At 67.5% G+C, this 13,029-nt stretch carries 11 protein-coding genes and 1 tRNA gene; 6 read left to right on the top strand and 6 right to left on the bottom strand.

Annotated elements, in window-relative coordinates; translation table 11 throughout:
- The first annotated feature begins 186 nt into the window (after nt 1-186).
- The 6 genes from ACIP5T_RS16280 (at nt 187) to ACIP5T_RS16255 (ending at nt 7,138) form a co-directional block, all read left to right on the top strand.
- Complete coding sequence (locus ACIP5T_RS16280; protein WP_400865711.1) at nt 187-1,470, top strand: aspartate kinase; 1,284 nt, start codon at nt 187-189, stop codon at nt 1,468-1,470.
- 249 nt (nt 1,471-1,719) lie between these two features.
- Complete coding sequence (locus ACIP5T_RS16275; RefSeq protein WP_400865708.1) at nt 1,720-2,790, top strand: aspartate-semialdehyde dehydrogenase; 1,071 nt, start codon at nt 1,720-1,722, stop codon at nt 2,788-2,790.
- A gap of 83 nt (nt 2,791-2,873) precedes the next feature.
- Entirely contained in the window at nt 2,874-4,346 is a 1,473-nt protein-coding gene (locus tag ACIP5T_RS16270) for a malate:quinone oxidoreductase (RefSeq protein ID WP_400865705.1), read from the top strand.
- 7 nt (nt 4,347-4,353) lie between these two features.
- The gene (locus ACIP5T_RS16265) at nt 4,354-5,007 is read left to right on the top strand and encodes a thymidine kinase (protein ID WP_400865702.1); all 654 of its coding nucleotides are present in this window, start codon (nt 4,354-4,356) and stop codon (nt 5,005-5,007) included.
- Nucleotides 5,008-5,145: 138 nt separating this feature from the next.
- Nucleotides 5,146-5,868: a FadR/GntR family transcriptional regulator gene (locus ACIP5T_RS16260; RefSeq protein WP_400865700.1), complete on the top strand. Its 723-nt coding sequence runs from the start codon at nt 5,146-5,148 to the stop codon at nt 5,866-5,868.
- Between the two features lie 10 nt (nt 5,869-5,878).
- The gene (locus ACIP5T_RS16255) at nt 5,879-7,138 is read left to right on the top strand and encodes an alpha-hydroxy-acid oxidizing protein (protein WP_400865697.1); all 1,260 of its coding nucleotides are present in this window, start codon (nt 5,879-5,881) and stop codon (nt 7,136-7,138) included.
- 12 nt (nt 7,139-7,150) lie between these two features.
- Here ACIP5T_RS16255 and ACIP5T_RS16250 read toward each other — a convergent pair whose 3' ends face one another.
- The 6 genes from ACIP5T_RS16250 to ACIP5T_RS16225 all read right to left on the bottom strand — a co-directional run bounded on the left by ACIP5T_RS16250 (nt 7,151) and on the right by ACIP5T_RS16225 (nt 12,991).
- Nucleotides 7,151-7,996, bottom strand: a complete 846-nt coding sequence (locus ACIP5T_RS16250) for a DUF1295 domain-containing protein (RefSeq protein ID WP_400865694.1) — start codon at nt 7,994-7,996, stop codon at nt 7,151-7,153.
- 49 nt (nt 7,997-8,045) lie between these two features.
- Entirely contained in the window at nt 8,046-8,801 is a 756-nt protein-coding gene (locus ACIP5T_RS16245; protein WP_400865691.1) for an HAD-IIB family hydrolase, read from the bottom strand.
- Nucleotides 8,798-9,274 (bottom strand): VanZ family protein, encoded by a 477-nt coding sequence (locus tag ACIP5T_RS16240; protein ID WP_400865689.1) that lies wholly within the window; start codon nt 9,272-9,274, stop codon nt 8,798-8,800. The genes ACIP5T_RS16245 and ACIP5T_RS16240 overlap by 4 nt, the downstream gene beginning before the upstream one ends.
- A gap of 69 nt (nt 9,275-9,343) precedes the next feature.
- Nucleotides 9,344-9,417 (bottom strand) — tRNA-Pro (locus ACIP5T_RS16235).
- Between the two features lie 53 nt (nt 9,418-9,470).
- Nucleotides 9,471-10,406: a metallophosphoesterase gene (locus tag ACIP5T_RS16230; RefSeq protein ID WP_400865686.1), complete on the bottom strand. Its 936-nt coding sequence runs from the start codon at nt 10,404-10,406 to the stop codon at nt 9,471-9,473.
- The gene (locus ACIP5T_RS16225) at nt 10,403-12,991 is read right to left on the bottom strand and encodes a transglycosylase domain-containing protein (RefSeq protein ID WP_400865683.1); all 2,589 of its coding nucleotides are present in this window, start codon (nt 12,989-12,991) and stop codon (nt 10,403-10,405) included. Before ACIP5T_RS16225 ends, ACIP5T_RS16230 begins: the two co-directional genes overlap by 4 nt.
- Nucleotides 12,992-13,029: the final 38 nt, after the last annotated feature.

The following is a 13,029-nucleotide window of genomic DNA, read 5'->3' as shown; positions in this document are numbered from 1 at the left end:
CACGACTTCGGATGCCGTGGGCGCCGCGCCCCGGAGTGGCACCGGTGACCGGCGCGTCCGTCACCGGGTCCGAGTCGTCCCGCCCGGAGCCGACCTCCACGCGAGAGCGTCACATGCGAAGAAGCGCATATGCGCCGCTCGTAGAATGAGGGTGGGCGGATCCGCCCGACATCCCAGGGAGTGAACGTGGCCCTCATCGTGCAGAAGTACGGCGGCTCTTCCGTCGCCGACGCAGAGAGCATCAAGCGCGTCGCCAAGCGCATCGTCGACACGCGTCGCGCAGGGCACGACGTCGTCGTCGCCGTGAGCGCGATGGGCGACACGACCGACGAGCTGCTCGACCTCGCCAACGAGGTCGCGCCGATCCCCGCTCCACGCGAGCTCGACATGCTCCTCTCCAGCGGTGAGCGCATCTCGATGGCGCTGCTCGCCATGGCGATCCACTCGATGGGGTTCGAGGCGCGTTCGTTCACCGGCAGCCAGGCCGGAATGATCACCGACTCCCAGCACGGAGCGGCGCGCATCGTCGACGTCACGCCCGTGCGTCTGCGTGAGGCCCTCGACGAGGGTGCGATCGTCATCGTCGCCGGGTTCCAGGGTTTCAACCGCGACACCCGCGACATCACCACACTCGGTCGTGGCGGCTCCGACACGACGGCCGTCGCGTTGGCTGCGGCGCTCGATGCCGATGTCTGCGAGATCTACAGCGACGTCGACGGCATCTTCACGGCTGATCCCCGCGTCATCCCGAAGGCGCAGAAGCTCGACCACATCGGCAGCGAGGAGATGCTCGAGCTCGCCGCCAACGGCGCCAAGGTGCTCTACATCCGCGCCGTCGAGTACGCACGCCGTCACGGCGTCCTGATCCACGCCCGTTCGACGTTTTCGTCGTCCGAAGGCACATACGTTCTGGGCGAGGGCATGAAGAACCCTCGCGAAGCCGAGGGAGCAGAAGCCATGGAAGAACCGATCGTCGCCGGTGTCGCCACCGATTTCGGCCAGGCCAAGATCACTGTCGCCGGTGTGCCCGACGTTCCGGGCAAGGCCGCGGAGATCTTCAAGATCGTCGCCAGGTCCGGCGCGAACGTCGACATGATCGTGCAGAACGTGTCGGCCACCGGTCGCACCGACATCTCCTTCACGGTTCCCAAGGCCGACTCCGCTGCGGCGCTCAAGGCACTCGCGGGAGAGCAGACCGAGGTCGGCTTCCAGAACCTCGTGCACGACGACCAGATCGGCAAGCTCTCGGTCGTGGGCGCCGGAATGCGCACGCACTCCGGGGTCTCGGCGGTGCTGTTCGAGGCGCTCTCGGCCGGCGGCATCAACATCGAGATGATCTCGACGTCCGAGATCCGCATCTCGGTCGTGCTCCGCGACACCGACCTCGCCGAGGCCGCCCGCACCGTGCACACCGCGTATGGACTCGACGGCGACGCCGAGGCGACCGTCCACGCCGGCACCGGCCGCTGACCTCGACACGAACGGCTGGGGTCTCCCCGCCTGGCTGACGGTCCGACCGGATGCCGACCGCCGGGCGGGAATCCTCCAGCCAGACGGACGGCCTCCCCTCGAACGGGTCGACGTCGAGGCCCGGTCCTCGAGCATCGGCCGACACGATAGACTCACCGAAACCCTGACATCGGCGCCAGGCGCGGCATCCGCACCCCGACGTCGCGCCCGAAGCCTCGCATGCAGCACTGCACGACGCCAAGGAACATCATGACCCGCATCTCCGACTCAGGACTCTCCGTCGCCATCGTTGGCGCCACCGGCCAGGTGGGCACCGTGATGCGCGAGATTCTCATCGAGCGATCCTTCCCGATCCGCGAGCTGCGCCTGTTCTCGTCTTCGCGCTCTGCAGGCACGGCGATCGAGTTCGGCGGAGCGACGGTCATCGTCGAGGACGTCGAGACCGCGGATGCCGGGGGCATCGACATCGCCCTCTTCTCGGCCGGCGCGACCGCCAGCCGCGCCTACGCTCCTCGTTTCGCCGAGGCCGGGGCCGTCGTGGTCGACAACTCCAGTGCGTGGCGCAACGACCCCGAGGTGCCGCTCGTCGTCAGCGAGGTCAACCCGCATGCGATCGATGACCGCCCGCGCGGCATCATCGCGAACCCGAACTGCACGACGATGGCCGCGATGCCGGCGCTGAAGGCGCTGGATGCCGAAGCGGGCCTCGAGCGCCTCATCGTCTCGACCTACCAGGCCGTCTCGGGTTCCGGCCTCGCCGGAGCGCAGGAACTGCTCGGCCAGGTCGAAGGCGTGCTCGCCCAGGGAGACACGCTGCGTCTCGTTCACGACGGGTCATCGATCGACTTCCCCGAGCCCGAGAAGTACGTCGCTCCGATCGCCTTCGACGTCATCCCGTTCGCGGGCAACCTCGTCGACGACGGCCAGAACGAGACCGACGAAGAGAAGAAGCTGCGCAACGAGAGCCGCAAGATCCTCGAGCTTCCCGATCTGCGCGTCGCGGGCACCTGCGTGCGCGTGCCGGTCTTCACGGGGCACTCGCTCTCGATCAACGTCGAGTTCGCCAGGGACATCACTCCCGAGCGCGCCGCCGAGGTGCTCTCCGCGGCGCCGGGCGTCGTGCTCGACGAGGTGCCCACCCCGCTGCAGGCCGCGGGCAAGGACCCGAGTTTCGTCGGCCGCATCCGCGCCGACCAGTCCGCCCCCGAGAACAAGGGCCTCGTGCTGTTCATCAGCAACGACAACCTGCGCAAGGGAGCGGCGCTCAACGCCGTGCAGATCGCCGAGATCCTCGCCGAGCGCCTGGTCGCCATAGCCTGACGGCATCCCCGCCATGCGGATCCGGTCTGACGAGACCGGCCCCGTTGGTCAGTTGTGCTGTGCCCGCGAACTAGACTGTCCTGGTGACCGAAACCGTCGATGTCGTCTTGATCGGTGGTGGCATCATGAGCGCCACCCTGGGTACCCTGCTGCACGAATTGCAGCCGGATTGGAAGATCGTCGCCTTCGAGCGACTCTCCGATGTGGCTCAGGAGTCGTCGAACCCCTGGAACAATGCGGGCACCGGGCACGCAGCGCTCTGCGAGCTGAACTACATGCCGCAGCAGAAGGGCGCTCCGCTCGACCCGGCGAAGGCCGTCTCGATCAACGAGCAGTTCCAGCAGAGCCGCCAGTTCTGGTCGTCGCTGGTCGACAGGGGAGTGCTCGATGCTCCATCGACCTTCATCAACGCGACCCCGCACATGACGTTCGTCCGCGGTGAGAAGGATGTCAAGTACCTCAAGGACCGCTACGAGGTGCTGAAGAAGCAGCCCCTGTTCGACGGCATCGAGTACAGCGAGGACTCGCGTGTCATCAACAAGTGGGCGCCGCTGCTCATGCAGCAGCGACGCAAGGGAGAGCCGTTCGCCGCCACCCGTGTGCCGGCGGGCACCGACGTCGACTTCGGTGCGCTCACGCATCAGCTCTTCGACCACCTCACCGCGTCGGGCGTCGAGCTGCGCACCAACCACGAGGTCAAGAGCCTGAAGAAGCAGAAGGACGGCACCTGGCTCATCACCTACCGCACGACCATCGGGCGCACCCCGAACCAGGTCAAGGCGCGCTTCGTGTTCGTGGGCGCCGGCGGCTGGGCGCTGAAGCTGCTGCAGCGCTCTGGCATCCCCGAGATCAAGGGCTACGGCGTCTTCCCGATCGGCGGCCAGTTCCTCAAGACCTCGAACCCGAAGATCGTCTCGCAGCACAAGGCCAAGGTGTACTCGCAGGCCTCTGTGGGCGCTCCGCCCATGTCCGTGCCGCACCTCGACACGCGCGTGGTCGACGGCGAGGCCTCGCTGATGTTCGGCCCGTTCGCGACGTTCAGCCCCAAGTTCCTCAAGAACGGCTCGATGCTCGACATCGTGTCGCAGGTGCGCACGCACAACCTGTGGCCGATGCTGCGCGTCGCCTTCGCGAACCCCGACCTCATCACGTACCTCGTCGGCGAACTGCTGAAGAACCACGCCAAGAAGGTCGACAGCCTGCGCACGTTCATGCCGACCGCGAAGGACGAGGACTGGACCCTCATCGATGCAGGTCAGCGCGCCCAGGTCATGAAGAAGGATCCCAAGAAGGGCGGCATCCTGCAGTTCGGCACCGAGGTGGTGTCTGCGGCCGACGGCTCGATCGCCGGTCTGCTCGGCGCGTCACCCGGCGCCTCCACCGCCGTGCCGATCATGCTCGATCTGCTCAAGAAGTGCTTTCCCGACGAGTACCCCGGTTGGGAGTCCGAGCTGCGTGAGCTCATCCCCACGTTCGGCGAGCAGCTGAACAAGGATCCCGAGCTGGCGGCGAAGTCCACCGCGGCGACGGCGGCCGTACTCGGCATCAACGAGTAGCGCGCCGGTGGCGAAGCTCTATTTCCGCTACGGGGCGATGAACTCGGGCAAGTCCACCTCGCTGCTCCAGGCCGCGTACAACTACGAGGAGCGCGGTCAGCACGTGCTGCTCGCGAAGCCGGCGATCGACACCAAGGGCGCGTCTGAGATCGCGAGCCGTCTCGGGGTCACCCGAGAGGTCGATTTCCTCATCGCCCCGGATGCCGACGCTCGTGTGCTGTTCGGAGAGCAGCGAGAGGCCGTGCGCAGCGCGGCTGCGGGGGAGCACCTCGCCGGCGGAGCGCTCGACGTCGCGTGCCTTCTGATCGATGAGGCGCAGTTCCTGACCGCTGAGCAGGTCGACGACCTCTTCCGCATCGCGATCGAAGACGGCATCCCCGTGATCGCCTACGGGATCCGCAACGACTTCCTCACACATGCGTTTCCCGGTTCCGCACGGCTGCTCGCCATCGCGCATTCGCTCGAAGAGCTGAAGACCATCTGCCGGTGCGGACGAAAGGCCGTCTTCAACGGCCGGGTGATCGGCGGGCGCTTCGTCTTCGACGGCGATCAGGTGGCCATCGACGAGGGCGCAGACGGATCGGCGGCACCCGAGATCACCACGTACGAGTCGCTGTGCGGTGCGTGCTACCTCGAAGAATCCGGCGGTCGCCTGGGCTGAGAGCCCCGCATCCTGCTTTCGCCTTCGGGCGGTGTCTCGGCGTGCACGGATTGCGTGGTCTGACCACACGCGCTACTGTGGTCAGACCACACGCGGCGCGCCGATGACGCAGCCGAACGCGAACGACGAGGAGAGCGGATGCCGGAGCAGCCTGCGCGCGCTTGGCGCCTCGTGCTCGAGCACGTCGAGCGAGACCTTCTCGACGGTCGGATCGGCCCTGGCGACCGCCTCGCCTCCGAACGGGATCTCGCCGCAGACCTCGGCGTCGGCCGCTCCAGCGTGCGCGAGGCTCTGCGCGTGCTCGAGGTGATGGGTCTGATCCGCACATCAGCCGGCTCAGGGCCACAGTCGGGAGCGATCGTGATCGCCACGCCGACCGGCGGCATGTCGACGTTGCTGCGTCTCCAGGTGGCGGCCCAGGGGTTCCCGCTCGCGGACGTGGTGCAGACGCGACTGCTGCTCGAAGATGCCGTAGCCGCAGCGCTGGCCGGTCAGGTCGCCCCCGATCTCTCTGCGGCGCACCGAGTGCTCGAGGCGATGGATGCCGACTCTCTCACGCCCGCCGAGTTTCTCGCCCTCGACGCTCAGCTGCACCTCGCACTCGCGGAGTCGAGCGGCAACACCGTCGTCGCAGCGATCATGGCAGGGCTGCGCACAGCGATCGAGTCGTATGTGCAGCAGGGTGCGGCCGCGATCGACGACTGGGATGCGATGGCAGACCTGCTCCGCGCAGAGCACCGAGCAATCGTCGAGGCCATCGCCGCAGGCGACGCCGCGACGGCCCAGGCGCTCGTCCGAGCGCACATCACCGGCTATTACACCGCGGCGGGGCTGACCCGCAGCGCCCGACCCACCGACTGAGAGGAATGACATGGTCCAGCGCCAGGTCCCCAACCCCGCAGAGCTTCTCGATCTGATGAAGTTCAAGAAGCCCGAGTTCAACGGCAAGAAGCGTCGTCTCGATTCGGCGCTCACGATCGACGACCTGCGCACGATCGCGAAGCGCCGCACGCCGAAGGCCGCCTTCGACTACACCGACGGCGCGGCCGAGGGCGAGCTGTCGCTCACGCGTGCCCGGCAGGCGTTCCAGGATGTGGAGTTCCACCCCGGCATCCTCCGGCCGGCCCCTTCGGTCGACACCTCGGTCGACATCCTCGGCGGCCCGTCGGCGCTGCCGTTCGGCATCGCCCCGACCGGGTTCACCCGCCTCATGCAGACCGAGGGCGAGGTCGCCGGTGCGGGCGCCGCCGCCGCCGCCGGCATCCCGTTCACGCTGTCGACCCTCGGCACGACGTCGATCGAGGGCGTGAAGGCCGCCAACCCGCAGGGGCGCAACTGGTTCCAGCTCTACGTCATGCGCGATCGCGAGATCTCCTACGAGCTCACCCGACGTGCGGCGGCAGCGGGCTTCGACACCCTGCAGTTCACGGTCGACACACCGGTGGCGGGCGCGCGCCTGCGAGACAAGCGCAACGGCTTCAGCATCCCGCCGCAGCTCACTCTCGGCACCATCATCAACGCGATCCCTCGTCCGTGGTGGTGGTACGACTTCCTCACGACGCCCAAGCTCGAGTTCGCGTCGCTGAGCACCACCGGGGGCACCGTCGGCGAGCTGCTCGACGCCGCCATGGACCCGACGATCAGCTACGACGATCTCGCCGTGATCCGCGACATCTGGCCCGGGAAGATCGTGATCAAGGGAGTGCAGAACGTCGAGGACTCGCTGCGGCTGCGCGACGCCGGCGTCGACGGCATCGTGCTGTCCAACCACGGTGGGCGTCAGCTCGACCGCGCGCCCATCCCGTTCCACCTTCTCCCCGAGGTCCGCAGGGCTGTGGGCGACGACTTCACGGTCATGGTCGACACCGGGATCATGAACGGGGCGGACATCGTGGCGGCCGTGGCGCTCGGCGCGGACTTCACCCTGATCGGCCGCGCCTACCTCTACGGCCTCATGGCGGGTGGACGGGCCGGCGTCGACCGCGCGATCGAGATCCTTCGCACCGAGATCGAGCGCACCATGCGGCTCCTCGGTGTCGCCTCGCTCGCCGAGCTCGAACCGTCGCACGTCACCCAGCTCACGCGCCTCGTGCCGGTCTCCCGCCCCGCGACGGAGGCAGTGGTCCTCTGACGGGGCCTTCGGTCACGCCGCGGGCGCTGCGACAGGCCGCGCCCGCGGCGGCCAGGGGATGAGCATCGACGTCCTACGGCGGTACTCGGCGTAGGCCGGGTACTTCTGTGCGGTGATCGACTCGGTGAAGATCGTCGACCCGACGAACAGGATGCTGAGCAGGAACGGGCCGATGATCGTCCAGTTGATCGCGCCGCCGAGCAACCCGGCTCCCGACGCCACGGCGGCGCTCGCCCCGATCGCGTAGAGGACCCACCACTGGCTCTGCTCGAAGAAGAAGTTGGGGTGTCGGCTGTAGCGGAACAGCCCTTCCGTGGCGAAGCCCGGGGGCAACGAGCCGCCGGCCTGCTTCTTTCGCCGGTGGAACTCCCACTGCTCGCGGTCGGCGAGCGTCTCCCCGACGAGCAGCACGAGGAAGAGAGCGGCGAAGACGAGGTCCCACGCGTTCAGCGGGGCGGGGTTCTGCAGTGCGATCTCGGCGGGGAGGGTGATCAGCACGAGCAGCGTCATCTGGTACCCGACGATGAACAGCAGATTGAAGATCTGGAACTGCCAGGGCTTCATCCGGCCCCGAAGGATCGCCCACCGGTAGTCCTCCAAGCCGGTGTATCCGCCTTTGCGAGCGAAGTTGAAGGTCAGCCGCACACCCCATGCGGTCACGAGAGATGCCATGAGCACCAGGCGGCCCGCATCCCCGCCGCTCGCGATCATCGATCCGGCGAAGATCCAGAGGTACACGACGGGCACGATCGACCATGCGCGGTCGACCCAGGAGGTATCGCGGGTCGCGAGCGAGAGCAGCCAGCATGCCGCGCTCGCGACGGCCGCGGTCAGGACGACGATCAGCAGCGGTTCCATACCGACATGCTAGAACTCCGGTGCGGTGGTGCGGCGGCTCTTTCTGGTGTCAGAGAGTCAGGAGGAGTGCGTCGAGCTTGTCGGCGGTGTCTTCCCAACCCTCCACGGCCACGGAGGGCACACCGATCGCGAGGACGGGGTAGTCATTGCCGCCCTCATCGAGCCGGTCGCCGTAGAAGAGCATGGAGGTGAGCGGGATGCTCGTGTGCTCGGCGAGCTGCTTCATCCCGAAGGCCTTGTCGATGCCGGCCAGGGTGATGTCGATCGAGGTCGAGCCTCCGGATCGCACCTCGAGGTCGGGCAGTCGCACGGCCACGGCGTCTCGCAGAGCCTCGCGCTTCGCACCGGACGGGTCCCAGTCGTGCTTCGCGTCTCGTGGGGCCTTCTGCCCGAGCGCCGAGAAGGTGATCTGAGATCCGCGGTCCTCGAGGATCTCGCCCCAGGGCTGCGCCTCCCAGAGCCCCAGGCGCTCCGCCTCTTCGCGCAGGGCGGCGAAGGCATCCGACTTCTGCTCCGCGCTGAGGTCGTGCGCGTAGAGCGGCGAGAAGTCGGTGCCGTCGTGCCGCAGGTACCGGGTGCCGCAGGTCGGGAGCAGGTGCAGTCGCGCGGCCGACTCGTCGTCGATGCTTCCGAGCCGGGCGATCACCTGTGCGCGGAACTGGGTCTCGTTGCCACCCGAGATGATCGCGACATCGACCCTCTGCAGTAGCGCGAGCAGCAGCGCGGCCATGCGAGCATCGATGGGCTCCTTCGACGGGGCGAGAGTGTCGTCGAGATCGAAGGCGACGAGTGCAGGCGCGGTCATGATGCCTCCAGGGTAGACGGGCGTTGCTGAGAGAAGCGCGGTGCGAAGAGCAGCGTGCCGGCGATCGCGAGGGCGACTCCGATCAGTGCGCCGCCGGAGTTCGCGACCACGTCGGTGAGGGTGGCTGCCCGATGGGGCAGCACGAGGCGCTGGACCACCTCGATCGAGAGTGACAGAGCCGGTCCGAGCACGATCGCCAGCGGCCACATGCGGCGCGGCACGAGGAGGAACGCGAGGATGCCGATGGGCACGAACACGAGCACGTTGGCGATGACCTCCAGGCGGGTGAAGTCGAGAGACTCCCACCCCAGGCGGTGCGCCGCCGACAGCACGAGGTCGAGCAGGTTCGGCAGCGACCGCTCGACGCGCTCCGGCGTGAGTGTGAGCAGCGCCAGGCCGACGAAGAACGGGATGCCGAGAGCGAGTGCGATACCGCGGGTCAGTCGGCGCGGGGGAGGGAGTAGGCGGCTCACAGCGTGCCTTTCACCTCGGAGCGGATACAGAGAAGGCCGCCCGTGAGGACGGCCTTCCGGTGTTACTTGTCGGGGTGACAGGATTTGAACCTGCGACCTCTTCGTCCCGAACGAAGCGCGCTACCAAGCTGCGCCACACCCCGTTTTGCAACCCTCCGAGTCTACAGCGAAATGCTCTCAGCACCGAATCGAGGAGTCAGCCGCGCGCCGTCAGCGTGAGCAGCGTCGCCTCGGGTCGGCACGCGAAGCGCACCGGTGCGTAGATCGAGTGTCCACACCCGGCGCTGACGTTGAGGGGGACCGTACGGTCTCCCTGAGTCCACGTGCTGAGGCCCTTCGCCTGCTTCAGAGGGATGTCGCAGTTCGCGACGAGAGCGCCGAAGCCCGGCAGACAGACCTGACCGCCGTGCGTATGGCCTCCGAAGACCGCATCGGCGCCGAGGTCGACGAAGCCGTTCAGCACCCGCTGATACGGCGCGTGGGTGACGCCGAGCACGGTCGTGTCGGCGTTCCGTGGTCCGAGGGCCTCGATGGCACCCGGCAGATCTTCAAGGCGATCCCAGTCGCAGTGCGCATCGCTCACCCCGAAGAGGTCGAGCGGGTTGCCGGCGACCGTGAGTCGCGCAGCGGCGTTGTTCAGACTCGTCCATCCGAGTTCGTCGGTGAAGTAGGCGTCCATCGCGTCCGTGTCGAGGAAGTTCAGCTCTCGGGGTCGCTGCGACGGGCCGGCGAAGTACCGGATCGGATTCCGCGGCGACGGGCCGATCACGTCGTTCGAGCCGTGCACGAAGACACCCGGGATTCCCGCAAGAGGCTCGAAGGCTCGGCGGATGCCCGCGAGGCCGTCCCGATGCCCGAGGTTGTCGCCCGTGTTGATGATGAGATCGGGTTTCAGCTGCGCGAGCGATGCGAGCCAGTCCTGTTTGCGGTGCTGCCACGGAGCCATGTGCGCGTCCGAGATGTGCAGCACGCGCAGCGGGGCTGAGCCGGGCGCGAGCGCGGATGCCGTCGCCTCCCGCACGGTGAACAGGTAGCGCTCGATGCCGATGCCCCAGACGGCTGCCGCAGCACCAGCGGCCCCCACCGCGCCGAGCGCGATGAGGGCCGGATGCGCCGCATGGCGAGACGTCACTTGCAGCTGACCTTGATGGACGTGCTCTTGGTGGTCGCCGTGTTCGCTGCCGGGTCGGTCGACGTCACTGTGGCGTTCTGCCCGTTGCACGATCCGTCGAAGGCGATCGACGAGAACCCTGCACCGAACAGGGCACTCTGCGCTTCGGACTTCGACTGCCCGGTGATGTCCGGCACGGTCGCCCCCTGACCGTTGCTCGGAGAGATCGTGATGGTCGCACCGCTCGGGGCCTGCCCGGACGGATCCTGAGCCATGACGATGTCACCGGCGGGGCCGTCGACGGCCGGGCCGACGGCCGCGGTGAAGCCTGCTGCGTCGATGAGGGAGCTTGCCTCTCCGACTGACTTGCCCACGACATCGGGAACGTCCGTCAACACCTGGCGGACCAGTTTGTCGTCGGGCCGGGGGAAGTCGCCAGCGGGGTACGCGGCGTTCGCGGCTCCCTGGATGGCCCGGGCGAGACCATAGCGGATGTCGCCCAGTCGAGTCCCCTCGCCGTTGCGGAAGTCGTTCAGCGGCACGCGGCCGTCGATGTTTCCCACCCACACAGCGGTCGTGACCCTGGTGCTCGATTCGACGAGCATCGTGTGTTCCTTCTCGGCGGTACCGGTCTTGCCGATGAGCTGGGTACCATCGCTCGGGTTCGCCCGTGTTCCCGTGCCGTTGCCCTCCATCACGCCGCGCAGTGCGAATGCGGCGGTGGCGGCCACCTCGGGGGTGAGCTGCTGGGAGCAGTTCTGCGCGGGAGGCGTGATCTCCTCGCCGTTCTCACCGACGACCCGGTCGATCACCCGCGGCTCGCAGTAGACGCCGCCGTTCGCGACTGTCGCGTAGGCGCCGGCCATCTGCAGCGGGGCCACGCTCTTCGAGCCGAGGACGGTGGGGAACGGATCGTTCGGGGCAGTGTTGGCGACGGTGCCGCCGACCGTGATGTCATCGCCGTTGCCGTAGTGGACGCCGAGTCTCTTGGCGACCTCGTTGATGTCGCAGAGGTCGAGCTGCTGGGCCATCGCGAGGAAACCGGTGTTCAGCGACTGCGCGGTGAACTGCCGCACACTGCCCACCGAACCGCCGGAGTTGCCGAAGTTGTTGATCTTGGCGCTGTTCGTCACGCGGTCCCCGCACTTCGTGAAAGGACTGAATGTCTTGAGGCGGCCGTCGAGCACCTGGTTGACCGAGTGGCCAGACTCCAGCCAGCTCAGAAGCGTGAACAGCTTGTACGTCGATCCGGTCTCGAACCCGTAGGTCGAGCCGCCGTGAGCCTTGTCGGCGGCGAAGACCTGCGAGGTCTCACCGGCGGCCAGGTTGGCTTCGGTCGTCTCGTTGAAGACGGTGTTCTGCGCCATGGCGAGGATGCGGCCGGTGGACGCCTCGACCGACACCCCGGCGCCGCCGACGAGGATCCCGGGCATCGCCTGCGGAACCTGCGACCTCACCGCGTCGATCGCGGTCTGCTGCACTCGCAGGTCGAGCGAGGTGTAGATCTCCATGCCGCCGCGGCGGAGGTTCGAGCGACGCTCCTCCTCGGTGGCGCCGAAGGCCTCGTCGTTCTCGATGACGGCCTTCACGTACTGGCAGAAGTAGGCGTTGTCGCCTGCGGCGCCGCAACCCTGCTGGGGCTCGCTCAGCAGCGGAGTGATCGGCGTGGCCACGGCCTCATCATGCGCAGCCTGCGTGATCTTGGCGTCGAGCAGCATGCGGTCGAGGACGTAGTCCCTGCGGTCCTTCGTGTCCTTGTACCCGTCGGCGTCTCCGTTGTGCGCCACTCCGGCGTCATCGGTCCAGATCCCGCCCGGGCGGTCGATGCGGAACCTGTTGGGCTCCTGGACCATGCCGGCGATCGTGGCCGCCTGAGCGAGGCTGAGGTTCGCCGCGGTGGTCGAGAAGTAGCGGTTCGCTGCGGCCTCGATGCCGTAGATGGTGCCGCCGAAGTTGGCGATGTTGAGGTAGCCGAGAAGGATCTCGTTCTTCGAGTACTCCTTCTCGATCTTCAACGCGTAGCGCATCTCCTGCAGCTTGCGCTCGACGCCCTCGCCGCCCTTCGCGACTGCCGCATCGAGGAAGCACTGCTCGATCTGCTTCGAGTAGTCCTCGGCCCCAGGATCGACGTCCTGTTCGCATTCCTGCACCTGGACGTTCTTCACGTACTGCTGGGTGATCGTGGAGGCGCCTCGATCGGTCGTGCCGGCGACGTTCCCGACCGCGGCCTTGATCGTCGCGCCGAGGTTGATTCCGCCGTGAGTGTAGAAGTTCTTGTCCTCGCTCGAGAGGATCGCGTCGTACATCACGGGCGCGACCTGGTCGTAGGCGACTGGGATGCGCTTCTGCTCGTAGAACGACGCCATCGCGACGGGGTTGCCGTCGAGACCTGTCACGTAGATCGTCGACTGCTGCATCGGGGCGCCGACCTGGAGGTTCTCGGGGAGGTCCTCGAAGATGGTGAGGGCCTGCGACCCGGCGATACCGGTCATGGCGAGCACCGGGGTGACGCTGGCCGCGACGAGGAGACCGGCGACGGTGCTCAGCCCGACGAGTCCAAGGACTCCGCCGAGCGCACCTTTCACCGTGCGATTCTTTTGAGGCATACGCTAGATCGTAGGGGAGTTCCCTGAATACCGCCTTT

Source organism: Microbacterium sp. NPDC088619, assembly GCF_044752825.1.
GTDB lineage: Bacteria > Actinomycetota > Actinomycetes > Actinomycetales > Microbacteriaceae > Microbacterium.
Note: the sequence above shows the minus strand (reverse complement) of the source record. Positions and strands in the feature narration are given on the sequence as shown.